This is a genomic window from Enterococcus sp. DIV0236 (genome assembly GCF_050558525.1).
Lineage (GTDB): Bacteria > Bacillota > Bacilli > Lactobacillales > Enterococcaceae > Enterococcus > Enterococcus faecalis.
On the sequence record NZ_CP187891.1, the window covers coordinates 1414493 to 1436800 of the forward strand.

Here is a 22308-nt window from a genome sequence, read left to right on the forward strand (position 1 = left end):
TCGAAATAAAAAGAGGTGAAACAATGAGCCAACAGCAAGAAGCTTTAAAAGCCTATATCGGTTTATTAAGAACCAGCCATCGACTAGAGCAACTTGCCAAGCAAGATGTCACTTGTTATGACTTAAACATTACAGAATTTTCAGTATTAGAGCTGTTACTCCATAAAGGTCCTCAGACCATCCAAAAAATTAAGGAGAAAATTTTAATCGCTAGCAGTAGCACCACTTATGTTATTGACCAATTACATAAAAAAGGCTATGTAACGCGCACCCCCAGTGAAAAAGACCGACGCATTACTTACGTTGAATTAACAGAAGCTGGAAAAACATTAATTGAAGAAATTTTCCCGACGCATGCAAAGCGAATTGCAGAAGCATTTAAACAACTCTCTTCCGAAGAATTAACACTTCTTCAAAAAACTTTACGAAAAATAACAAATGAAACGAAATGAGGAAATAATGATGAAAAAAGAAGATCAATTATTAGGAATCCACCACGTTACAGCTATGACAAGTGATGCAGAAAAAAACTATCACTTCTTTACAGATGTTTTAGGGATGCGTTTAGTCAAAAAAACAGTGAATCAAGATGATATCTATACTTACCATACCTATTTTGCCGATGATTTGGGTACACCAGGTACAACCATGACCTTTTTCGATTTTCCCAATAACCCTAAAGGATTAAAAGGAACCAATACAATTTCAAGAACAGGATTCCGGGTTCCTTCAGATGCAGCTTTGACTTATTATGAAAATCGCTTCAATGAATTTGCGGTCAAACACACAGGTATTTCTGAAGAATTCGGGAAAAAGGTCCTTCGCTTTTGGGATTTTGATGATCAAGCGTATCAATTAATCTCTGATGAATTAAATCAGGGTGTTGCAGCGGGCACCCCTTGGAAAAAAGGACCTGTCCCTACAGAATTTGCGATTTATGGCTTAGGACCTGTCGAAATAGCTATTTCCTATTTTCATGAATTCAAAGAAGTCTTTGAAGAAATTCTAGGCTTTCACGTAGTGGCACAAGAAGGCAATCGCTATTTACTTGAAGTTGGCCAAGGTGGCAATGGTGCACAAGTCGTTTTGGTAGACGATGATACTAGCTCACAAGCGCAACAAGGATATGGTGAAGTACATCACGTTGCATTCCGCTTAGCGGATCGCAAATCACTTGGGACTTGGCAAACGCGCTTTGATCATTTAGGCTTACAAAACTCTGGCTATGTCGATCGTTATTATTTTGAATCATTGTATGTTCGCATTGGGCATATTTTAGTCGAATTAGCCACCGATGAACCAGGGTTTATGGGGGATGAACCTTACGAAACATTAGGAGAAAAGTTATCTCTTGCGCCATTTTTAGAAAACCGTCGTGAGTATATTGAGAGTGTTATCAAGCCGTTCAATACAAAACGAGCCTAAGGAGGAAAAAACATGCATTCAATTTTTAAAAAAGGACATCCTGAAGCACCTGTCTTTGTGCTACTTCACGGTACAGGTGGTGATGAAACATCTCTCCTACCAATTGCTCAAGAACTAAATAAACAAGCTACTGTGCTAAGTATTCGTGGTGATGTTTCAGAAAATGGAATGAATCGTTATTTTAAGCGCCTAGCGGAAGGTCATTATGACTTAGAAGATCTAGAAAAACGCGGTGAGGCGCTTCATAAGTTTATTCAACAAGCCGCTAACGAGCATCAATTTTCATTGGATAAAATTATTTTTATTGGCTATTCAAATGGGGCCAATATCGCTATTCAATTATTGCTTACTCATCCCGACAGTTACCATCAAGCTGTCCTCTATCATCCCATGTTTCCTGTTGAATTGACCAATCAACCAGACTTGACCGACACTTCTGTTTTATTATCTCTAGGAGAGCATGACCCGATTGTTCCACTTCCTGAAAGTATGCGTGTGATTCAATTATTTCAGAATCATGGAGCAACCGTACAAGAGGTTTGGACACAAAGTCATCAATTAACTTATCAAGAAATTAAGGAAACACAAACTTGGTTGGCACATCTGTCCTCTTAACAAAAAAGTGGGTCCTAAGTCGAAATGACTTAGGACCCACTTTTTCTATTTTAAGATAATTCACTGTCTGAGCTTCTTTTTATTCTGCCATTTGAACAACTATTTTACCAACTGCATGGTGCGTTTCACTGAGTGCATGTGCATCATAAATCCCTTGTCTAGAAAAAGGGAAAACTTCACCAATAATTGATTTCACTTTTCCAGCTGCCATCAAATCAGCAATTTTTTGTAATTGTTCTCCATTTGGTTGAAGCCAAATACTTTCAGCAGAAATATTTTTTTCGGCTGCCAATTGTTTATCTTCAATGCCCACAATTGAAACAAGACGACCTGTGTTTGGTTTTAAGACGTCAAAACTATTTTTTTGAACCTCACCACCCATTGTATCAAAGACCAAATCAACATCAGCTAATACCTCTGCAAAATTCGTTGTATGATAATCAATCACTTCATCTGCACCAATTTTTTTCAGTAAGGCATGATTTTTTGCGCTAGCGGTCGTGATGACATGTGCGCCCGCTTCTTTTGCTAGTTGAATCGCATAAGTACCGACCCCACCTGCACCAGCATGAATTAAAACAGTTTCTCCTTCTTTAAGGTGACCATGATCAAACAATGCTTGCCAAGCGGTTAAACCAGCCAACGGAACGGCAGCCGCTTCTTCAAAGCTAATTGTTTCAGGGATTTTTGCTAATAAATGATCATCCACAATCGTTACTTCTGCATAGGTGCCAAAACGAGTAGTTTCAGGACGAGCAAAAACTTTATCGCCAACTTGCCAATCCGTTACTTGACTCCCCACCTCTGTAATCACACCAGCGACATCCCAACCAAGAATAATCGGAAAGGACCAATCAAACATCTGTTTTAAATATCCTTCACGCAATTTCCAATCAATCGGATTAATTGATGTCGCGTATTCTTTTACCAACACTTGATGTTCCGATAATTCTGGCAGTGTTACTTCTGCTTCTTCAAGTACCTCTTTACTTCCGTACTGATTAATCACAACAGCTTTCATAAACCAACTTCCTCTCATTTGTTTCATTTTTCACACTTTTAGTATACGCCTATTGCCTTCTTTTTATATAAGAATATGCTTTAGTTAAATTGAGAGAAAGTAGCTGTTTTTAGTCTATTATTCATAACGTAAAGATTCAATTGGATCTAATTTTGCTGCTCTTCGAGCTGGTAAAGTTCCTGCTAAAAAAGCAATAAACATAATAACTAAGATAATCGTTAGTGAAGATGGCAATGAAAATTGAATTAATTTAAATCCTGTTAAAGCCTTTAAAAAAGAATCCGTTGCCAAACGATTAACTAAATTTCCAACCCCAACAGCTCCTAAAATGCCTAATATTGAGCCAAAAAAGCCAATTAAAGCCGCCTCAACACTAAAAATTGTAAAGACTTTCCCATTGCTAAGACCCATGGCTTTCATTAAACCAATTTCTCGCGTTCTTTCTTGGACAGACATATACAGCGTGTTAATAATGCCAAAGCTTGCAGCTAACAAGGCAATTGCACCAAACATGGTTAAAACACCAGTGATTGCATTGATTATATTACGAATCATGCCAATTTCATCTTCGACAGTAGTCGCTAAATAGCCAGCTTTGTCTAAATCTTTTTTGATGTCCTTAATCTGCTCTGGCGTGCTGTCTTTTTTAACTTCAGCAATAATCATCGCGTATTGATTTTTTAAATGTTCTGGAAGATCTGCTTGATTGATTGAGACAACTTTATCAATCAATGCTTTATTCATCAGCGAGAGCCCATTTTGAATGACACTGGCATTTCTAACTCCAACAATTTTTGCTTCAATAACTTGCTCTTGTCCTTTCAAGGAACTTGAGATACCTAATTGAACTGTTTCTCCCACGGCAGCTTTACTAGATGTATAGCCGAGCGCTTTTACATATTCTGGTGACAAATTAATTTCGAAGTCCTGGCTCGTTTGCGAAACTTTACGGCCAGCCGCTAAATCAATGGTCATCTCATCTAGCGCAGAAGTTGCTGAAAATACATATTTATGCTTATCTGCTCCTTTTATATAATCGATAGCAACGGATTTCATTGGTTCCACTGATGTAACATCCGAGATTTTTTTAATCTTCTCAATATCTTTTTCAGCAAGCATACTTTGTTGTTGAATCGTACTGGTTTTTTTCTCTGGATTATATTTACTTGGTTCTGTTCCGTTACCAACATTCATCTCCATTTTTGGCTGAATAAATAACTGATTTGCACCACCGACACTGCCGACTTGTTTGTCAATATAATCATTTACACCAATATTGACTCCTGTAGTTAAAGCTATGGTAAATGCTCCAATAAAGATTGCAATAATGGTCAATACGGTTCGACCTTTATTACGCATTAAATTGGTACTAGCTGATTTTAAAATATCTCTAAATTTCATTTACTCATCTCCTCCTACAATCAAGCCGTCTCGAACATGAACTTGCCGATCACAACGTGCTGCTAAGTCTGGATCATGTGTCACAATAATTAAGGTAATTCCTTTATTTTTATTTAAATCAAATAATAATTCTTCAATTTTCTTCCCAGTGGCAGAATCTAAATTCCCTGTAGGTTCGTCCGCAAAAATAATTTGCGGATTATTAACTAAAGCACGCGCTATACATACCCGTTGTTTTTGGCCACCAGATAAATTATTCGCTTTGTTTTGAATTTTATCTTCCAAACCGACTGCTTTTAACGCATCTAAAGCCATCTTTTTCCTCTTGCTACCGGAAATACCACCAATTTTTAATGGTAAAAGAACATTATTTAAAACTGTATCCTTGGCATTCATAAAGAATTGTTGAAAAACAAAACCAAATTCTTCATTTCTCGTTTTATTCAGCACTTTCTTTCTAATACTAGTAACATTTTTACCATTTAAATAAATATCTCCTGAAGTTGGTTGATCTAACAATGCCAAAATGTGCATAAATGTTGATTTCCCAGAGCCACTTTTACCAATTATGGCCACAGATTCACCTTTTTCAACTTTTAAATCAACACCTTTTAACGCATCAAATTTTGTTTCGTTCTTTCCATAACTTTTTTTAATATTTTTTGCTTCAATTACCGCCATGTTACCCCTCCATTTTTCATTCTTTGTCGTTTACTTATTTACAAAGTTTTTTACTCTTTTCATACTCCTTTCTTCTCTTTCTATTTTGACGGAAGCCCTTTCCTTTGTCATGGTACTTCCGATGTATCTCTCAATTAAAACAATAAGAACATGTTCCAAATTCACCTCATTGAACATGTTCTTATTAATTAGTTATGCATTTACGCGTTTAATTTCACGATGTTTATTCAATAAATAGGCCAAACCAAGATTAATGCCAACAAAGCAACTGATTGTCAGAAGAAGTGGCAGGACAGTAAAACCAGTGGATTGATAACCAACCATTGCTTGCAAGACGTGGAGCATTCTCAGGCGCATTGGTGCCCCCCCTAATTGTGCAATCGTGCCCAGTAAAATAGGAATCATTAATAACAGCAATAAAACAATGAGTTTTTTTACGCCATCTATCCGATCATTAAAGACACCTGCTAACAAGCCAAGTGAGCCGCTAAGCATTAGTAAGATAAAAAAGAGCAACCACGACATGAAAAAGTTTCCTTGCGCATAGACATCAATTAATTTCATTGATAATTGAAAATGAGAAATGAAATTGCCGCTAAATACTTTAATCAGTACAAGTACAGCCAAGGATCCAACCAAAGATAAAATAGCATTACTTACAAAATTCACCAAAAAAATTGTCCAGCGGGAAAGCCCGTTTTGAATAAACAGTTTAAAATCTGTGTTCATCCCCAAAAATGATAGTATCCCCATAAAAACCAGACAAGGAATTACTGCATCAGAGCTGACAGTGTTCACGTCGTTAGAAAAGAGCAACCCAATAAGAGGAAAAAGAATGCCGAACAAAGCATAAAAGCCAAAATAAATTGCTAAGGAACGGACTTGATAAATAACACGATACCGCAAAGCTGTTTTAAATTTCATTTTACTTTTCCTTCTTTCTATTGGTTAATTGTACAAAATATGTTTGTAAATTTAGCGGCGCAATTTGAACCTCTGCTTTTTCAGTCGGCAAGTCGCCGTACACGTAAGCCGTAACTGCCCCACCTAAAGTGTCCATGCCTAAGATTTCCAATGACTGAGTATAGCGCTCTACTTGTTCTTTCGGCCCAGAAACAATGCGACCGTTTTTCAAAATTGTTTCAATAGATTCTGCGCGAATCAATTTTCCTTGATCAATGATGATAATATCTTCTAATAAATTCGCAATTTCTTCAATCAAATGGGTGGAAATCACAAACGTACGGGGACGTTCTTGGTATGTCTCAATTAAATAAGTATAAAATAATTCCCGATGATTGGCGTCTAAACCTAAGACTGGCTCATCTAAAAAAATATACTCACAGGGGACGGATAGCGCCACTATTAGTTTAGCAATACTCCGATAACCAGTTGATAATTTTTTGAATGTCTTTTTACTATCTAAACCAAAATCGCTTAACATTTGTTCGGCTAAAGACCAGTCAAAGGATCCATAAAAACCTTCAGTCGTTTTAAAAATATCTTTAATTTTTAACTGAGGAGGAAATAAATTATCTTCACTCATTAAGTAAATATGATTCAAAGCAGTCTCATTATCGGTCACTGTTTCTCCCGCCAATTGAACGGAACCTGAAGTGGCAAAACTTCGATTATTTATGATATTTAATAACGTACTTTTACCAGCCCCGTTTCTGCCTAAGAGCCCATAAATCGTTTCTTTTTCAAAAGTAATTGAAATATTATCTAATGCCTTTTTTTGATGATATTTTTTACTTACTGATTCCACCCGCAAACTCATGCTTCATACCCTCTTTCAATTAGTTGTTTTAATTGTTCAGCTGTAATCCCTAATTTTTTAGCTTCTGCGACAACTTCTAAGACTTCTTTATTTAAAAATTCTTCTTTCCGTGCACTTCTTACTCTCTCTTGAGCGCCTGGTAAAACAAACATGCCAATCCCCCGTTTCTTTTCAATCAACTGTCGTTCTACTAATAAATTCATTCCTTTTAAAACGGTGGCTGGATTGATTTGATAACTTTTTGATATTTCTGTGGTTGAAGGAATTTGTTCGCCTTCTAAGTAAGCGCCATTAAAAATTCCTTCGGCAATCTGATCGGCTACTTGCTGAAATAAAGGCTTTTCCCCCGAAAAATTAAATTCCATTTTTACACCTCACTTAAACGGTTAACTACTTATGTAACTAACTATATATCTTAGAAATTCTTTTGTCAACAAAAAAACCATTGTTTCCAAAGAAATTTTTCTTTGAAAACAATGGCTATACTTTTGAGTTTATTGAATGGTTTCGTTCTTATAAGGTTCCATTGTATAACAATTCATCGGTTGTTTCGTTGACAATTTTTAAGCGATTTTGTTTTTTGATCAAAATACTTTTATAGGTCGTTCCTGTAGCCTTTTCTTCCATCACAAGAATGCGTTTATACTCATTATCAGTGACTTGCTTAATCGTTGTTTGATTTAAGGACGGGATTTTTTCTTTTAGCGTTTTTTCTTCCGCCAGACCTTTTAAGATTTCTGATTCTGTAGTGGAACTTGTGGATTTACTAGAATCGCTTGATACACCTTCGTTATTAGATGCACTTTCAGATGACTTGCGACTTGATTCGGTTACTTTAGGCTGTGATGATTCACTGGTATTAGTTGAATTCATTTGAGTTTGGGTTTGATTACCACATGCACCAATTAGCAACCCAACGCCTAAGATAGAACTTGCTAAAATTGTTTTTCTAATCATTTGCATGACCTCCTACATCTATCATTACTTTAACCTTAACATTTTTCAGCTAAGAGAACAATTTTTCAGATTAGAAAAGACCACTAGTCGTTATTTAAATAAACGAACTAGTGGTCTTACTTATTTAGGAATGATCTTCATATGAGTGAGTGGGTAATAAACAAATTGTGCTTTCCCTAAGATTTGATCTGCATGTATTGCACCAAAAGAACGGCTGTCTTTGGACATACGGCGATTATCACCAAGCACAAAATAGCTATCTTTAGGTAATTTTTCTTGCATTAACAATTCTTTTGAATCAAAATTCGTAGTGTAAGGCATCGTTTCATGATCTTTTTTTCTGTTTTTAGTTAAATACGGTTCAGCGATTGGCTGATTATTGACATATAATTGATCGTTTTCGTAACGCACAGCTTCTCCTGGTAAACCAATCACACGTTTAATCAGAATCGATCCTGTGTCTGTTTTAAAGACCACCACATCAAACCGTTTAATGGCGGAGAATTTTTCCATCACAATCATATCTCCTTGATTCAAGGTTTTTTGCATAGAATGGCCATCCACCCGAACAGGAATCAGGAAAAATCCTCTTAAAATAAAAACGGCTACGATTGCTGGTACTAAGATTTTCAGAAAGTACATTAAATACCCAACATAATCACGTTTCTTCTTCAACTTCGTGCCACCTTTTTTCTAGTTTTTTTGAATTTCTTTGACTGCTGTATCGTAGGCAGCGTCATTTTCAAGAATTAATTTACCTAAAGTGGCTTCAATTTTTGTGGCTGTTTCATTGTCGATTTCTCCAGTTACAGGCAAGCCATTTTTCTGTTGAAGATCGCTAACCGCTGCTTTTGTTTCTGCGGTGTAGTTTGCATTGTTTTCATCAACAGGATACGCTAATACAGCTAAAATAGCATTTAAGTTCTGAATATCTTCAGATTGATCTCCTTCTTTTAGCGTTTTATCGCGAGGAATCAATTTTAAATAGGCATACTCTGGGTAATCAGCTTTGATGGTTGGTTCAATTCCTTTTTCGTTGATCCATTCGCCTTTTGGTGTTAACCATTTTAAAACAGTCAATTTTATTTCGGTTTGGTCATTTAAATCCTTCACCGTTTGGACCGTTCCTTTGCCAAATGTTTTCGTTCCAATTAATGGGACATTCGCAGATTCATGCAGTGCTGCAGCAAAAATTTCGGATGCACTGGCACTATTGCCATCAATGATAACTGCAACAGGTTCTTTTACTTTAAAGCCGTCGTCTAATTCTTTGGAAGCAACTTCTTTCATCGTACGTCCTTTTTTGTCTTCAAATTGAACAATTGTTTCGCCATTTTTTAAAAACATACTGGCCATTCGCTCTGCTTGATCTAGCAGTCCACCAGGATTTTGGCGTACATCAATTACAAAGGATTTAGCTCCTTTGTCACGTAAATTCGTGATTGTTTCTTTCAATTCTTGATATGTTTTTTTACCAAAGGACGTAATTTTAATCGAGCCAATTTGGGCATCTTTTTTGTCTAACTCACCTGTCACTGTTTTAACGGGAATTTTCCCACGTTTGATTGAGATATTTTTAGTTTCTCCCTCTCTTTGGATAGTCAATTCAACGGAAGTTCCTTTTTTTCCTCGGACTTTTGAGACGACTTCTGCTAGTTTCATCCCTTTTGTAGCTGTACCATCAACTTTTTCAATAATATCGCCTTCTTTGATTCCCGCTTTTTCAGCTGGGGAATCTGCTACAGGGGCCTCTGCTACAACTGGTTCGCCATCTTTCATTGTCATAGTGGCACCAATTCCTTCAAAATCGCCAGATAAGCTTTCGTTTAAATCATTGGCAGCAGATTCATTTAGATAAGTTGAGTATGGGTCTCCAATAGCTTCAGACATGCCTTTTAAGGCGCCTTCAACTAATTCATTTTTATCTACTTCACCTACATAATTGGTACTAATTTCATTATATAAATCCTGCACTTTGCTTAAATCAGCATTGGTAATTGCCCCTTCTTGACTCATCTTTTTAACACGATGATCAAAATAAATATAACTACTTCCTCCAGCTAAAAATGCGACACAGAGGAGCGAAATAATATATTGATAAAAAGGAACAGTTCGTTTGTTCTTCATAGATTTCATCTCATTTCTAACAAATTCGTCACTACTTTTGTTTACTATAACATGAATGAAAAAAGAGGAAAAGCTTTGTTTGCTTTTCCTCTGGATTTATTTATTGTTTTCAAGGTACTTTTCCCATAACTCATCAAAGATGTCCATGTTGCTTAAATAGTCAGCATTCATTTCTAAATAAGAAGAAAGTTCATGATAATCCTCGGTTTGTTTTGGAAACTGAATATCTTTGGCCGCTTCATTGGCAAAATCAGTTTCAGGATCTTTAGCCGGACCTTTTAATGTCATTAAGTAATGGTAAAAGCTTCGTCTCATGTAAATTAATCACTCCATTTTTCTTCAATAAATTCACTTCTACGTTGATGGGACAATCCATAACGCAAAGCGTCTTTTTTATAAAAGTCTTGATGGTATTCTTCAGCAGGATAAAATGGTGCTGCTGGTTCGATGGTGGTAACAATTGGTTCTGTAAAACGGCCACTATTAGCTAGACGTTCTTTACTTTTCTCAGCAATTTCTTTTTGTTCTTGGGAACGATAAAAAATAACTGGCCGATAATTATCGCCGCGGTCTTGAAACTGACCGAAAGCATCAGTAGGATCTGTTTGTTGCCAATAAATATCCACTAATTGTTCGTAAGAAATAATCGCTGGATCAAAAGTGATTTCTACTGCTTCCGTATGGCCTGTTGTGTGTGTTAGAACCTGTTCATATGTTGGATTAGGCACGTGCCCACCTGTATAACCCGAAACAACTGAGATAATCCCTGGTTGTGTATCAAAAGGCTGCACCATACACCAGAAACAGCCGCCTGCAAAAATTGCTTTTTCTTCCATCTCTAACACTCCTTTTTTATTTCTCTTTTGGCAAGTATATATTCATCCGAATGTCATCGTCAACTAAATTAATCTTTTCTGCTCGAACAAATAGACCATTTTGCATTCTAAACTGATCTAAACGTAATAAAACAGTTTGATCATCTGGATTGATTTCAACCCATTTAGGTAGTTTGTAAGAACGTTTAGCAAATTTCAATACTTCTTTAATTGGCAAGCCTAACGTTCCTATAGATAAACTTTTTGCTTTTAATTGTACATTACCATTCGCCATCACGTAAGGATCAAAATATAAGTAAAAAGGAATGTCATGCCCTAACACCTGAAATGTTCCATTTAATAAAGCATCATTTTCTAAATAAAATTTATATTTGATCTCCGAACCTTTTTGAAAGTCGGCTAAATAAAAGTCAATCAGTTTGTTCACTTGTTGTTTTTTTGACTGAATGGTGACGACTGGCTCGCCTTCTTTTTCAACAATTGCTGGTATTTTCTTTAAATCTGGTTCGCGAACTTGTGTTGCTCGAAATGTCACGAAAGCTACACTACCAATGACTAAACCCACTAGAACAAGAAAAGCGATTTTCCAGGGATTTCGTTTAAGATTGGTTGGTTGTGTCTTTTTAATTGATTTACTTGTTTTTGGCTTTTCTTCATTCATTTTATTCACTACCTTCTGATTTGGTTATCCATTCTTTCTCTGTCTTGACCATTTCATCCCGGACAGCTCCGGCCATAATTTGGTAGCCAAGATTATTCGGATGGAAGCGATCTTCTTCATATAACAAATTGTTTAAATCCTCTTTGCTAGCACTACTTCCTGTAGTTTCTGAGTCGCCACCAGTTACGCCAACTTCATCGCCACGACCTTTATAGAGTAAATCATTGATAGGAATGAAATAGGCTCGTTTTTGCTCTTGAACCATTTCTTCGGTTGCTTGATTCCAGTTATCAACGATTTCTTGCATTTCTGTAATTTCGGAAAAGTTTAAGTAGAAGGGATTGTAAATTCCTAAGACATAAATAGGGGCTTTCTCGTTGTACTCTCGGATTTCTTCAAGTAGTCGTCTTACTCGGCGTTGATAGGCTTTTTGTGGACGATTGAACGAGCTGACTTTCAAGTCGAAAATATTACTACTAATTACTTTCATTAAGTCATTTCCACCAACCGTTAGCGTAATCACGTCCGCAGAGGCAAGGCCCTTTTGAATTTCAGGTTTCTCTTTGATTCGTTTTAAAATTTGATCACTACGATCCCCATTTTTCCCAAAATTGTCTGTTTGAACACCGTTCAAGTTGTAGTGTTCTTTTAAATCATCTGCCACAATAGGAACAAAACCTCCACTATTCGTCAAATCGCCAATTCCTTCAGTTAAAGAATCACCGATAGCTGTATAATGAATGACTTCTTTTTGATTTTTTTGAGCAGTTGTGGCCACTTTCTCTTGCTTTAATAGTGGCTTTGCTTTGGGGATGGCCACACTTAACAATGTAAAAACACCTAGCGCAATGAGGATAGGTGTTAAGACGGTCAGCAAAATATGCTGTGTTTGTTTTTTCATCTTCGTCACTTCCTTTTAAATAAACTAACAAGAAATTTTCCTTTTCTTGTTAGAAAGAGGTTGCGTCTACTCATTTAAGAGTGAGACCCAACCTCGTTATTTCTTAGTCTGTATAGTACATAATAGCAAAGGCATTTTTTCCTGTATGTGTTGCAATGACTGGATTCGTATGTAATACGGGAATATCCATGTCTTTAAAGATTGCTTGTAATCCTTCTTTGAATCCATTTGCTAGTTCTAGCCCATCCGCATGAGAAATGCCAATTTGTCGAACATTTGGAATCTTACTTAATTCTGATTTCAATTCGTCAAACCATTTATTAAACGTTTTAACGCCTCGGCCTTTCGCTACAGGAATCAATTCCGTATTTTCAAAGTCCATGACAACTTTCATATTAAAAATGTTTGATAATAATCCTGTTGTACGGCTGATTCGTCCACCTTTAACCAAATTATCCAATGTTGAAATGCCAATGTATAATTTAGTATTTTGTTTGACGCGTTCAATTTCAGCTAAAATTTCTGGAACACCCGCTCCCGCTTGTGCCAATTTTGCTGCTTGAATGACTTGGAAAGACAAACCTTGGTCTGTAAAATCGCTATCAATCACCGTTACTTTACTTGATGATAAGTTGCTAGCTTGACGGGCCGCTTCAACCGTTCCACTTAAGCCTTTTGTCATGTGAATCGAAATTACTTCACTGCCATCTTCACCTAAGCGATCATATAATTCTACAAATTCACCAATTGGTGGTTGACTCGTTTTGGGTAAGGCCTTCGCATTAGCCATCATGTCCATAAATTTTTCGCCTGGCAAATGATCATCATCTGGATAAACAACGCCATCAACCATAATTGATAAAGGCATCATATGGATATTTAATTCATCTCTAAGACTTTTTTCCATCGTACATGAAGAATCCGTTACGATTTTAACGTTTGTCATAAATTTATCACTCTTTCTTTAAAAGGAACCTGTTTTCATGGTAGAATACCATTAAACGGTTAATTATCTAGTTATAGTATAACAGACACTGCCGAATTTTTCATCAAATTAAAATAAAGGAAGTGAATTTATTGGAAAAAACGCATTTCTCAAAAAAATACCTAATCGTGAACGAAGTCTTGAATGCAGTTACACATGGCATAGGCGCAGGTTTAAGTATTGCTGGCTTAGTCATTTTACTTGTTAAAGGAGCTCGTTTAGGCTCACCGATTCACGTGGTATCTTATGCTATTTATGGCTCCATGTTGATTCTACTTTTTTTATCTTCAACGTTATTTCATAGTTTAATTTTTACAAGAGCCAAAAAGGTCTTTCAGGTCTTCGATCATAGTTCTATTTTCTTATTGATTGCTGGTAGCTATACGCCATTTTGCTTAATTAGTATTGGCGGCTGGTTAGGTTGGACTTTATTCAGTTTAGTTTGGTTAATCGCCATCGTCGGTATTGTCTATAAATCCCTCACGTTGCATAAACAAGAAACAGTGAAAAACATTTCAACGATTATTTATATTGTTTTAGGTTGGCTCTGTATCATCGCTGCTCGTCCGTTATATGAATCTCTTGGGTTTACAGGAACAGCGTTATTGGTCGCAGGGGGTGTGTCTTACACATTAGGTGCAGCCTTCTATTCATTGAAAAATGTGCGGTTTATGCATGTGGTTTGGCATTTGTTCGTCATGCTTGCAGCGATCCTCATGTATTTTTCTGTTCTCTTTTATACGTAATCACAGCACAATAAGAACACGATGCTCAAAGCATCGTGTTCTTTTATTGCCCTAAATCTCTTTATTATAAAGGATTATTCTTCTTTTCGAATTATTTTAACATAAATTAGTAGAAAAGACTTTACAAAACGAACATACATTCGTATAATAACAATACGAACACTCGTTCGAATCAAATGAAGAGGTGATACACATGGAAGCAATTCGTCGTGTTGGATTTTTATTTTTTGTATTGGTTATAGGTATTTTTTTGGGAACATTAGGATTACGTCTTGCTTTTATGATCGTGACGCCGTTATTTATTCTTTGGTTTATGTCATGGGATGAGAAGCGTTATACACGTACACGTAAACAACAGCAAGCAAGATACGTTTATCGTAAGTTCCCTTAATAAATAATAAAACGGTGTGTTCCCCCCAAGCTACGCTCCGTTTTTATAAATATGTCAAAGAAAGAGCGAAGGATTAAATCCTTCGCTCTTTCTAATTAAATTAGATTAGTATTCCATTAAGGTAACAATATCGTAGCCATCAATTTTATCGCGGCCATGTAAATCCATTAATTCAATTAGGAACGCACAACCAACCACAATACCACCTAATTGTTCGACTAATTCGATGGTTGCTTTAATTGTACCACCAGTTGCTAACAAGTCATCACAAATCAAAACACGTTGGCCTGGTGTGATGGCATCTTTGTGCAACGTTAATGTATCTGAACCATATTCTAAGTCATAAGTCACTTCGATGGTTTCACGAGGAAGTTTTCCTTTTTTACGAACCGGAGCAAAGCCAACCCCTAGTTCATAAGCCACTGGACAGCCGACAATAAAGCCACGAGCTTCCGGTCCTACAACCATATCAATTCTTTTTTCTTTCGCGTAATCCACGATTTGTTTCGTTGCTTCACGATAGGCATCCCCATTAGCCATTAATGGAGAAATGTCACGGAACACGATCCCTTTCTCAGGATAATCTGGAATGCTTGCAATGTAATCTCTTAAATCCATTTTTATTTGTCCTCCTCATTCCACAGCCATTGTTGTATTGTTTGACAATCACTGTAAAGTAGAAATTCTTCTGTTTTTATTTTTTTCAATCGTTGTTGGTACACTTGACTTTCAGTCAATGGTCGATTGTCGGGTTTCTCAATACTGTTTAAAACACCGCTTTCTATTGTAACAAATCCTAAGTCAAAAAACACCTGTATCATGAAAATTAATAATTTTTCTTGGATATTTAAGTAATTTGCCACCTTCGATAGCTGAGAACGTAGATTTACTTCTTTTTGCTGCAAAATAAATTTATACAATGTTGCAAATTGTTCACGTGAAGCCATACCGTTTAAATAAGCTTCTTCTGGTGAAATAAACATCATGTATATACGTTGTATCTCAGTTGCTTCAACAATTTCTTTAACCGTGATTGCTTCCACAGGACAGTCGACAAAAACCAGTTGTTCGATTTGATTTTGAGAAACAGCTTCCACCAATTCTTCTTGGTTTGACCAAACAATAATATTAGCGGTTGGATCTGAAATGAATTTTTGATTTTTTTCATCAAACAAAAGATAAGCTGTTGCTTCTGAAGGAATTGGTTTCGTTTGATTATTTTTGCCACGAAAATCAAATAATTGTCTTCCCAATACAGCAAAATCAGTCACCATTAATTGTGGTTTCTTACGACCATTCCATTCATTGATGGAAAGTTGGCCTGCCACATCGGCGGTTCCTTGTGCTAGTTCATCCGCTTGAGGCCCCATTTGAAAAGCAATTGCATCCAATTGTGCCCCTTCTTGATTCATTTGAAATTTCAGATGTGCATTATCTGCACCAATTTGCCGAATTTGCGTAGGCGTGATTTCCTTAAATACAAAAGTTGGCACAGTATTATCAGTCCCAAAAGGCGCCAAAATACGCAATTGATCAATAAAAGTAGTCGTTGCCTGCGAAACCGCTAAGCTCTCACTAATGAGCAACTCTTGTCCATTAGCCATATCAATTTGATTTTTTTCAATAAAGTGTGCCAAATGTTCTTGAACAAAAGGAATATTTTCAACAGGTAAAGTCATTCCCGCTGCCATATGATGCCCACCAAAATGAGTGAATTGCTCACGCACTTCGTTCAACGCCTCATAGAGATTCAATGCGCTAATGCTGCGTCCAGAGCCTTTAGCGGTCGTACCAGATTCATCTATTGCTAAAATAATGGTTGGTTTCCCCGTTTCTTGCATAATGCGGCCCGCGACAATCCCTAAGACGCCTTCATGCCAGCCTTGTTTCGCTAAAATATGGACCGGCGCATTCGGGTCGATTAAATCCAGCGCTTCTTTGGCAATCGTCGTTACAATGTCTTTTCGTTCATTGTTTTGTTGATCAATATATTTAGCGATTTCCAGCGCTTGCTCTTCATCAAATGTAGTCATTAATTCAACACCTGGTGCGGCTTCCCCTAATCGACCTAATGCGTTTAAACGAGGTCCAATGGTAAAGCCAATTGATTCTTCTGAAACAGCTTCCTTTTTCACACCCGCTTCTTGTAGTAAAACGTCTAAACCAATTCGATCACCAGTTTGAATCATTTGCAGGCCCATTTTGACAAACGTTCTATTTTCATCGGTTAATGAAACCAAGTCAGCAATTGTCCCAATTGCTACCAAATCTAATAACTCAATTGGCAATTCACCAAGTAACGCAGTAGCGACTTTGAAAGCCACACCAACACCAGCTAAATCTCCAAAAGGATAGTCTCCTTGCGGATGTCTAGGGTGGACAATCGCATAGGCTTCTGGTAATTGTTCAGGCAATTCATGATGGTCAGTAACGATTACATCTACTCCTTGTGCCATAGCGTAGTTAATTGCTTCATGTCCGGCTACACCATTATCAACGGTTACAATTAATTGGACTCCTTGTTCAATTTGTTCAGCAAATACGTCTTTATTAGGTCCATATCCATGAACAAAACGATTCGGTAGAAAGTACTGAACCATGCCACCGACTAATTCGATTGCTTCTTTCATAACCGTGGTACTAGTGATACCATCTGCATCATAATCCCCATAGACAAGGATTTGTTCACCCGCTTCGACGGCTTGCTGGATGCGGGCTACCGCTTTCTCCATATCATGCATTAAGAACGGATCATAAATATCTTCGATAGTCGGATGTAGAAACTTACGTAATGCTTCTTCTGTCCGGATATTGCGGTGCCATAAAAGTTGGCCAATTAATGGATTAATTTGTTCTTTTTTTAATTGTTCTATAAATTCTACAGGTAATTCTGTCTTTGTCTGTAACTGCCATTGATAGTTTGATTTTTTCACGACGTCACTCCTAACCAAGTAATTATAGCAAAATTTTTCCAAAAACTAAAGAAAGCATTTTTTTAAATCTGAGAAAAAAACTGTGATATCTGTTAGATAAATAGCAGATATCACAGTTTTATTTTAAAAGAAACTTAGTGATAAAGTCTCTTCCTTATTTTTGTTCCTCTTCATTCACACGAGGTTTCACATAACGATCAATACGACTACCTGACACAGGCGTTGCGTCTACTTCTGTGTTTGATGTTTGTTCGTTGACCACTGGTTCTGCGACTTGTGGTGCTGCCGCTTGTTTGGCTTGCAAATCAGCCAATTGATTATCAAAAGAACGTTGAACTTTTTCCGTTTCTTCTTTGACTAATTTATCCATATCATTTTTATAAATATCCAACTCTTTTTGTACAGCTTTTAATTCCTTACGTTGGTTCCAAATAGTGGTTGTGGAGGTTAGTAACCCAACTAGTGCGCCAATAATTGCAGAACCTAAAATAATTAAGATTAACGGTCCACTAATTTTAGTAAAACCAAAGTTTACTGGAACAGCTTGATTATTTAAAACAGCAAAAATAACAACAATTAAGACCAACACAAGGCCCAAAATAACACGCCATTGATTTTTCATGACTTGATCGACTCCTTTATTTTTTATTTAAAATATTTCCCGCTATGAAATCTCCTAAATGTGGAAACAATGTATAAAAGCGGGCAGCCGCTTCCATGACAAATGGACGATTAATCTCACGTCGAGAAGTCCCCATACTCCCAACCACTTCTTTCGCTAATTTCGTAGGGTCCAAAACAATTTTATCCACCGCAGCTAGATATGTGCCTGTCGGGTCCGCTTTATCAAAGAATTCTGTTTGGATTGGTCCTGGATTGACAGTCGTTACTGCTACACCCAACGGTTTCAATTCCAAACGTAAAGCATTTGAAAAACCTAACACAGCAAATTTCGTTGCAGAATAAACGGTTGATTTAGCTGTAGCCATCTTCCCAGCCATTGAAGCAACGTTGATAATATGTCCTTGCCCAGCTTCAATCATTTTAATAGCTACTTTTTGAGTAAACGTCATCATTCCTAGAACGTTGACATCAAACATTTGGCGTGCAACAGCCAAGTCAATTTCAACAAAATTTTCAAACAAGCCAAAACCAGCATTGTTGACTAAAACATCTATAGGACCAACTTCTGCTGAAATAGCTTCAACCACACGTTCAACACTTTCTGGATCGGCAATATCTAATTGATAAGAAAATGCTTCTCGTCCGCTTAAAACAGCACACTGCTCGCGAACTTTACCAATCAAATTAATTCTGCGGGCGCAGACAACGACGACTGCCCCTTGTTTAGCTGCTTCATAACAAATTTGTTCACCTAAACCAGCTGAACCTCCAGTTACGACAACGACTTTATTTGTTAAATCCATCTAAGCTCCTCCTTCATTGGCAAATGGAATCTCAATGATATCCATATCTTTTACGATTTTTGTATTGGGGAAAATTTCTTGGGCTTCTTCTTGAAGCTGATAGGCCTCTTTGGTTAAATAACGGGCACTAATATGCGTTAAGATAAGTTGTTTTACTTGCGCTTCTTTTGCAACTTCAGCTGCTTGTTGACTGGTTGAGTGGAAGTAGGCTTTTGCCATTTTTGCTTCGTGTTTATTAAACGTACTTTCATGGACTAAAACATCCGCTCGTCGTGCTAAAGTTACACTATTTTTGGTTTTGCGAGTGTCTCCTAAAATCGTCACGATTCGCCCAGGTTTACGCTCTCCCACAAACGCTTGTCCATTAATTTCCTGTCCATCAAAAACAATCGTTTCACCACGTTTGAGTTTGCCATACAATGGCCCAGAAGGAATCCCTAAAGCTTGAAGTTTCTCTACTTGTAATTCTCCTTCATGCGCTGCTTCCTCAATTCGATAGCCAAAGCTCGTGATGCCATGGTCCAAGATATTACAGCGAACAGTGAATTGTTTATCTTTAAAAATAACGTCATTTTCTTTCGTTAATTCAATAAATTTCAGTGGATAGGACAACCGCGATTGCGAGACCCGTAAAGAAGTCTTGACAAAGTCAGCAATCCCAACTGGTCCATAGATTTCTAAAGGTTCTGTCCCGCCCTGAAAAGAACGACTACTTAACAAACCAGGTAAACCAAAAATATGATCCCCATGTAAATGTGTAATAAAAATCTTTTCAATTTTTCTTGGGCGAATACTACTTTTTAAAATTTGCAATTGAGTCCCTTCACCACAATCGAAGAGCCAAACTGCATTTCGTTCATCTAATAATTTCAACGCAATCCCTGTTACATTGCGATGTTTTGCTGGTACACCAGCGCCTGTTCCTAAAAATTGTATTTCCATCTGCTACCATACTTTCTTTTAAACTTCCTTTTTATTTTAGAAGAAGTTTGCTCCTTTAGCAAATAATAATTTATCTATTTTCTCAAAGTTTTCTTCTTAGTTTACCGCATTTTACGATAAAATAACAAAAAATTAGCAAACTACCATAAAAAACCGTGATTTCTTAGTATTTTAAAAGACTGTTTCCCTTTATTCAGAAAACAGTCTTTGCTCCTTATTCTTCTTTCGATGTCGCTTCTTTGTGTTGTTCTTTTTTTGCTTGCCACGATTGTTTCGCTTCATTTGCAACTTCGTTCGCATCGTTAATTTCTTGTTGGACTTCCTCTAAATCAAGCCGCGTGATTTCGCCACCTAAGTCAAACATAACCAATTGGTTGAGCGGACGATTGTCTTCTTCTTCTGCAATTAATAATAATCCCGTTTGTCCTTCATCAATCTTTTGAATCACATGTTCAAAAACCGTTTGTGCTTCTTGAATTTCTTTGGCATCTTTGCTTGCACCATACATACTTCCAGCAAACCAGCCAAAAAGAATGCCCAGAGGACCACCTAATATGCCTACTAGCATCCCAATCATGCTATCTTTTGATGTATGATTGTTGCCTGTAAAATCGATAAAATCATTGATTTTAAATTGATGCTGGCCATCATTAACATGCGTAACAACCGCCATTTGCTCACCTTTAAGCTGTCTTTCTGCCTGCATCTTTTTTATTTCGGAAAATGCTTGGTACGATTTACTTTCAATATCAAAGTTCATAATGATAATTCGTTTTGCCATACAAATCGCTCCTTTATTCTGGATACATCTATTTTAGCAAGAAAGGCCTGTCTCTAGCAATGAAAACTTTTTGGTTATGTATAAAAAAAGAAGATAGCTGGGCTACCTCCTTGTTAATGCTTATTTACCATCAAGAATATTTAAACGGACCTTTTTCGGACCATCGATACGTACACTATAAACAATTGTCCGAATTGCTTTTGCAACACGCCCTTGTTTACCAATGATACGTCCAATATCTTCTTTGGCCACAGTCAAATTATACTCGAGGAAATCAGTTGATTCCTCAATTTCTAATGAGACTGCTTCAGGTTGACTGACTAACGGACGGACAATAGTTAAAATTAACTCTTTCACATCTGCCATATTCAATCACCTTATTTCTTAACGTTTTTAGCTTCATGATGTTTTTTCATAACGCCTTCTTTTGAAAGGATGTTACGAACTGTATCAGAAGGTTGCGCACCTTTAGATAACCAATCTAAAACTAAATCTTCTTTTAAAACTACTTCTGCAGGGTCTTTCAAAGGGTTGTAAGTACCTACAGTTTCGATGAAACGTCCATCACGAGGAGAACGAGAATCAGCTACTACAATACGGTAAAAAGGACTCTTTTTAGAACCCATACGTTTTAAACGAATTTTAACTGCCATTATTAAATACACCTCCATTAACTTAATCACAAGAGTTAGTTTAACAGATTAACAACAACCTGTAAAGAGTTTTTTCTTGACACCTTTACTTTTTTTCAATTTTTTAGCCTATTTACAGGAAAACAAACGAAATAATGAAGAATTTTTACAAAATTTGATAATAGTTGTACTGGTTTCTCACTTGAAAGCCTTCTGTTTGATAGAGATGAAGCGCTGCTTGATTTTCTGTTTCAACTTCTAAAAAAATAGTCGCTGAGGCTGACTTTTCTAAAATCATTCGGAGCGCAGACTGTAACACTTGACGGCCAAGACCGCGACCTCGTTGCGTTTTTGTCACAACAAAGCCATAAATCCCCCATTCGTTTTCAAAATGATCCAAACGTAGCGTGGCTAAAAGTTGATTGTTTTCTTTATAAATAAGTGTTCGTTGAAGGTCCTCCGGCAAAGGCATACCTTCTAGTAACCTAGCCAAGGAATGCAAATCAGCCACTTGTGGTCGGAGAAGTGTCAGCTTCGCCAACTCCTGTGAGTAAGTTTCTCTTTGAAAAACCAGATACTGTTCTGAAAAAGCTGGCACAATTCCTTGTCTATTAAAATAATTCAGGCCAACAGATTGCTTGTCGTCCATCACGAGAAAGACTTCTTTCATTCCCCACAAAGCTGTTTGCTTTTCGAGTTCTTGAACAAGTTCTTCAAAAAATGGCCCTACATTTGGCGCAACAATCGTCGCTTCCAAGGTTTCCCCATCAAAACAATACCCTACGATATACGCTTGAATGGCTTGTCCCTTCCTGTATAAACCATAATAAGTATAAGCTGATTCCTCAGGAAATGTTTGTTCCAATTTATAAAAAGTTCCTTGTTTAATCATTTCCTTGTTTCTTAATTCAGTCAATGTTTGTTTCTCCGACGGTGTTAATTGTCGGCGCCAATTTATTTTTTTATTCAAGCAGTTGCTCCTTTACTCATCCTTTTACTAGCTATTATACGTGAAGTTACGAAGTTCAACAATGTACAAGGATAAAACGTTTGCGCTTTTTTTGAA

The 22308-nt window shown here is 36.9% G+C and carries 28 protein-coding genes; 5 read left to right on the forward strand and 23 right to left on the reverse strand.

Annotated features, from left to right (window positions below; genetic code table 11):
* Positions 1-23: 23 nt before the first annotated feature.
* The 3 genes from IGK27_RS06925 to IGK27_RS06935 are packed head-to-tail and all read left to right on the forward strand — an operon-like array spanning position 24 to position 2040.
* On the forward strand, positions 24-452 hold the full coding sequence (locus IGK27_RS06925) for a MarR family winged helix-turn-helix transcriptional regulator (RefSeq protein WP_010815821.1): 429 nt from the start codon (positions 24-26) through the stop codon (positions 450-452).
* 10 nt (positions 453-462) lie between these two features.
* Positions 463-1425: a ring-cleaving dioxygenase gene (locus IGK27_RS06930; RefSeq protein WP_033624134.1), complete on the forward strand. Its 963-nt coding sequence runs from the start codon at positions 463-465 to the stop codon at positions 1423-1425.
* 12 nt (positions 1426-1437) lie between these two features.
* Positions 1438-2040: an alpha/beta hydrolase gene (locus IGK27_RS06935; RefSeq protein WP_002361880.1), complete on the forward strand. Its 603-nt coding sequence runs from the start codon at positions 1438-1440 to the stop codon at positions 2038-2040.
* Positions 2041-2119: 79 nt separating this feature from the next.
* On the opposite strand, the gene IGK27_RS06940 is transcribed toward IGK27_RS06935, so the two are convergent.
* The 14 genes from IGK27_RS06940 to IGK27_RS07005 form a co-directional block, all read right to left on the reverse strand.
* Positions 2120-3088, reverse strand: coding sequence for an NADP-dependent oxidoreductase (locus IGK27_RS06940; RefSeq protein ID WP_002394481.1), 969 nt, complete (start codon positions 3086-3088; stop codon positions 2120-2122).
* A 90-nt stretch (positions 3089-3178) separates the two neighbouring features.
* Positions 3179-4462, reverse strand: coding sequence for an ABC transporter permease (locus tag IGK27_RS06945; protein WP_002357458.1), 1284 nt, complete (start codon positions 4460-4462; stop codon positions 3179-3181).
* Positions 4463-5143, reverse strand: coding sequence for an ABC transporter ATP-binding protein (locus tag IGK27_RS06950; RefSeq protein WP_002394484.1), 681 nt, complete (start codon positions 5141-5143; stop codon positions 4463-4465).
* Between the two features lie 192 nt (positions 5144-5335).
* The gene (locus tag IGK27_RS06955) at positions 5336-6067 is read right to left on the reverse strand and encodes a hypothetical protein (protein WP_002360209.1); all 732 of its coding nucleotides are present in this window, start codon (positions 6065-6067) and stop codon (positions 5336-5338) included.
* A gap of 1 nt (position 6068) precedes the next feature.
* A complete protein-coding gene (locus IGK27_RS06960) occupies positions 6069-6923 on the reverse strand; it encodes an ATP-binding cassette domain-containing protein (protein ID WP_002364016.1) in 855 nt (284 codons plus the stop codon).
* Positions 6920-7288: a GntR family transcriptional regulator gene (locus IGK27_RS06965; RefSeq protein ID WP_002365712.1), complete on the reverse strand. Its 369-nt coding sequence runs from the start codon at positions 7286-7288 to the stop codon at positions 6920-6922. The genes IGK27_RS06960 and IGK27_RS06965 overlap by 4 nt, the downstream gene beginning before the upstream one ends.
* Positions 7289-7436: 148 nt before the next feature.
* Entirely contained in the window at positions 7437-7886 is a 450-nt protein-coding gene (locus IGK27_RS06970; protein ID WP_002371090.1) for a hypothetical protein, read from the reverse strand.
* Between the two features lie 114 nt (positions 7887-8000).
* Positions 8001-8555: a signal peptidase I gene (gene lepB / locus IGK27_RS06975; protein ID WP_002382369.1), complete on the reverse strand. Its 555-nt coding sequence runs from the start codon at positions 8553-8555 to the stop codon at positions 8001-8003.
* An 18-nt stretch (positions 8556-8573) separates the two neighbouring features.
* Positions 8574-10016 (reverse strand): S41 family peptidase, encoded by a 1443-nt coding sequence (locus tag IGK27_RS06980; RefSeq protein ID WP_002361887.1) that lies wholly within the window; start codon positions 10014-10016, stop codon positions 8574-8576.
* An 87-nt stretch (positions 10017-10103) separates the two neighbouring features.
* Positions 10104-10322 (reverse strand): YozE family protein, encoded by a 219-nt coding sequence (locus IGK27_RS06985; protein ID WP_002357449.1) that lies wholly within the window; start codon positions 10320-10322, stop codon positions 10104-10106.
* Between the two features lie 5 nt (positions 10323-10327).
* Entirely contained in the window at positions 10328-10843 is a 516-nt protein-coding gene (msrA, locus tag IGK27_RS06990) for a peptide-methionine (S)-S-oxide reductase MsrA (RefSeq protein ID WP_002357448.1), read from the reverse strand.
* A gap of 16 nt (positions 10844-10859) precedes the next feature.
* Complete coding sequence (locus IGK27_RS06995) at positions 10860-11513, reverse strand: YpmS family protein (RefSeq protein ID WP_002357446.1); 654 nt, start codon at positions 11511-11513, stop codon at positions 10860-10862.
* Complete coding sequence (locus IGK27_RS07000; RefSeq protein WP_002365717.1) at positions 11506-12405, reverse strand: SGNH/GDSL hydrolase family protein; 900 nt, start codon at positions 12403-12405, stop codon at positions 11506-11508. The genes IGK27_RS06995 and IGK27_RS07000 overlap by 8 nt, the downstream gene beginning before the upstream one ends.
* Before the next feature lie 103 nt (positions 12406-12508).
* A complete protein-coding gene (locus IGK27_RS07005; protein WP_002357444.1) occupies positions 12509-13351 on the reverse strand; it encodes a DegV family protein in 843 nt (280 codons plus the stop codon).
* Positions 13352-13482: 131 nt separating this feature from the next.
* Here IGK27_RS07005 and trhA point away from each other — a divergent pair, with 131 nt between their 5' ends.
* Positions 13483-14136, forward strand: a complete 654-nt coding sequence (trhA, locus tag IGK27_RS07010) for a PAQR family membrane homeostasis protein TrhA (RefSeq protein ID WP_002357443.1) — start codon at positions 13483-13485, stop codon at positions 14134-14136.
* 193 nt (positions 14137-14329) lie between these two features.
* Positions 14330-14527, forward strand: coding sequence for a hypothetical protein (locus tag IGK27_RS07015; protein WP_002360203.1), 198 nt, complete (start codon positions 14330-14332; stop codon positions 14525-14527).
* 105 nt (positions 14528-14632) lie between these two features.
* Here the strand turns inward: IGK27_RS07015 and IGK27_RS07020 are convergent, their stop codons facing one another.
* The 9 genes from IGK27_RS07020 to IGK27_RS07060 all read right to left on the reverse strand — a co-directional run bounded on the left by IGK27_RS07020 (position 14633) and on the right by IGK27_RS07060 (position 22212).
* Complete coding sequence (locus tag IGK27_RS07020; protein WP_002357441.1) at positions 14633-15145, reverse strand: adenine phosphoribosyltransferase; 513 nt, start codon at positions 15143-15145, stop codon at positions 14633-14635.
* A 2-nt stretch (positions 15146-15147) separates the two neighbouring features.
* Positions 15148-17460, reverse strand: a complete 2313-nt coding sequence (recJ, locus tag IGK27_RS07025; RefSeq protein ID WP_010818399.1) for a single-stranded-DNA-specific exonuclease RecJ — start codon at positions 17458-17460, stop codon at positions 15148-15150.
* 154 nt (positions 17461-17614) lie between these two features.
* Positions 17615-18082, reverse strand: coding sequence for a LapA family protein (locus IGK27_RS07030; RefSeq protein ID WP_002357439.1), 468 nt, complete (start codon positions 18080-18082; stop codon positions 17615-17617).
* Positions 18083-18098: 16 nt separating this feature from the next.
* Positions 18099-18887 carry an SDR family NAD(P)-dependent oxidoreductase gene (locus IGK27_RS07035; protein WP_002357438.1) on the reverse strand — a complete coding sequence of 263 codons (789 nt, stop codon included), beginning with the start codon at positions 18885-18887 and terminating at the stop codon, positions 18099-18101.
* On the reverse strand, positions 18888-19829 hold the full coding sequence (gene rnz, locus IGK27_RS07040; RefSeq protein ID WP_002360200.1) for a ribonuclease Z: 942 nt from the start codon (positions 19827-19829) through the stop codon (positions 18888-18890).
* A gap of 214 nt (positions 19830-20043) precedes the next feature.
* On the reverse strand, positions 20044-20610 hold the full coding sequence (locus IGK27_RS07045; protein ID WP_002357436.1) for a hypothetical protein: 567 nt from the start codon (positions 20608-20610) through the stop codon (positions 20044-20046).
* Between the two features lie 120 nt (positions 20611-20730).
* Entirely contained in the window at positions 20731-20976 is a 246-nt protein-coding gene (locus IGK27_RS07050; protein ID WP_002357435.1) for a KH domain-containing protein, read from the reverse strand.
* Between the two features lie 11 nt (positions 20977-20987).
* On the reverse strand, positions 20988-21263 hold the full coding sequence (gene rpsP / locus IGK27_RS07055) for a 30S ribosomal protein S16 (RefSeq protein ID WP_002357434.1): 276 nt from the start codon (positions 21261-21263) through the stop codon (positions 20988-20990).
* Positions 21264-21408: 145 nt separating this feature from the next.
* Positions 21409-22212 (reverse strand): GNAT family N-acetyltransferase, encoded by an 804-nt coding sequence (locus IGK27_RS07060; protein ID WP_033626272.1) that lies wholly within the window; start codon positions 22210-22212, stop codon positions 21409-21411.
* Positions 22213-22308 lie beyond the last annotated feature (96 nt).

What these genes read in the sequence shown, in the direction of transcription:
- IGK27_RS06925 (WP_010815821.1), top strand. Translation starts at nt 24, where the DNA reads ATGAGCCAACAGCAAGAAGCTTTAAAAGCCTATATCGGTTTATTAAGA.
- IGK27_RS06930 (WP_033624134.1), top strand. Translation starts at nt 463, where the DNA reads ATGAAAAAAGAAGATCAATTATTAGGAATCCACCACGTTACAGCTATG.
- IGK27_RS06935 (WP_002361880.1), top strand. Translation starts at nt 1,438, where the DNA reads ATGCATTCAATTTTTAAAAAAGGACATCCTGAAGCACCTGTCTTTGTG.
- IGK27_RS06940 (WP_002394481.1), bottom strand. Translation starts at nt 3,088, where the DNA reads ATGAAACAAATGAGAGGAAGTTGGTTTATGAAAGCTGTTGTGATTAAT.
- IGK27_RS06945 (WP_002357458.1), bottom strand. Translation starts at nt 4,462, where the DNA reads ATGAAATTTAGAGATATTTTAAAATCAGCTAGTACCAATTTAATGCGT.
- IGK27_RS06950 (WP_002394484.1), bottom strand. Translation starts at nt 5,143, where the DNA reads ATGGCGGTAATTGAAGCAAAAAATATTAAAAAAAGTTATGGAAAGAAC.
- IGK27_RS06955 (WP_002360209.1), bottom strand. Translation starts at nt 6,067, where the DNA reads ATGAAATTTAAAACAGCTTTGCGGTATCGTGTTATTTATCAAGTCCGT.
- IGK27_RS06960 (WP_002364016.1), bottom strand. Translation starts at nt 6,923, where the DNA reads ATGAGTTTGCGGGTGGAATCAGTAAGTAAAAAATATCATCAAAAAAAG.
- IGK27_RS06965 (WP_002365712.1), bottom strand. Translation starts at nt 7,288, where the DNA reads ATGGAATTTAATTTTTCGGGGGAAAAGCCTTTATTTCAGCAAGTAGCC.
- IGK27_RS06970 (WP_002371090.1), bottom strand. Translation starts at nt 7,886, where the DNA reads ATGCAAATGATTAGAAAAACAATTTTAGCAAGTTCTATCTTAGGCGTT.
- IGK27_RS06980 (WP_002361887.1), bottom strand. Translation starts at nt 10,016, where the DNA reads ATGAAATCTATGAAGAACAAACGAACTGTTCCTTTTTATCAATATATT.
- IGK27_RS06985 (WP_002357449.1), bottom strand. Translation starts at nt 10,322, where the DNA reads ATGAGACGAAGCTTTTACCATTACTTAATGACATTAAAAGGTCCGGCT.
- msrA (WP_002357448.1), bottom strand. Translation starts at nt 10,843, where the DNA reads ATGGAAGAAAAAGCAATTTTTGCAGGCGGCTGTTTCTGGTGTATGGTG.
- IGK27_RS07000 (WP_002365717.1), bottom strand. Translation starts at nt 12,405, where the DNA reads ATGAAAAAACAAACACAGCATATTTTGCTGACCGTCTTAACACCTATC.
- IGK27_RS07005 (WP_002357444.1), bottom strand. Translation starts at nt 13,351, where the DNA reads ATGACAAACGTTAAAATCGTAACGGATTCTTCATGTACGATGGAAAAA.
- IGK27_RS07015 (WP_002360203.1), top strand. Translation starts at nt 14,330, where the DNA reads ATGGAAGCAATTCGTCGTGTTGGATTTTTATTTTTTGTATTGGTTATA.
- IGK27_RS07020 (WP_002357441.1), bottom strand. Translation starts at nt 15,145, where the DNA reads ATGGATTTAAGAGATTACATTGCAAGCATTCCAGATTATCCTGAGAAA.
- IGK27_RS07030 (WP_002357439.1), bottom strand. Translation starts at nt 18,082, where the DNA reads ATGAAAAATCAATGGCGTGTTATTTTGGGCCTTGTGTTGGTCTTAATT.
- IGK27_RS07035 (WP_002357438.1), bottom strand. Translation starts at nt 18,887, where the DNA reads ATGGATTTAACAAATAAAGTCGTTGTCGTAACTGGAGGTTCAGCTGGT.
- rnz (WP_002360200.1), bottom strand. Translation starts at nt 19,829, where the DNA reads ATGGAAATACAATTTTTAGGAACAGGCGCTGGTGTACCAGCAAAACAT.
- IGK27_RS07045 (WP_002357436.1), bottom strand. Translation starts at nt 20,610, where the DNA reads ATGGCAAAACGAATTATCATTATGAACTTTGATATTGAAAGTAAATCG.
- IGK27_RS07050 (WP_002357435.1), bottom strand. Translation starts at nt 20,976, where the DNA reads ATGGCAGATGTGAAAGAGTTAATTTTAACTATTGTCCGTCCGTTAGTC.
- rpsP (WP_002357434.1), bottom strand. Translation starts at nt 21,263, where the DNA reads ATGGCAGTTAAAATTCGTTTAAAACGTATGGGTTCTAAAAAGAGTCCT.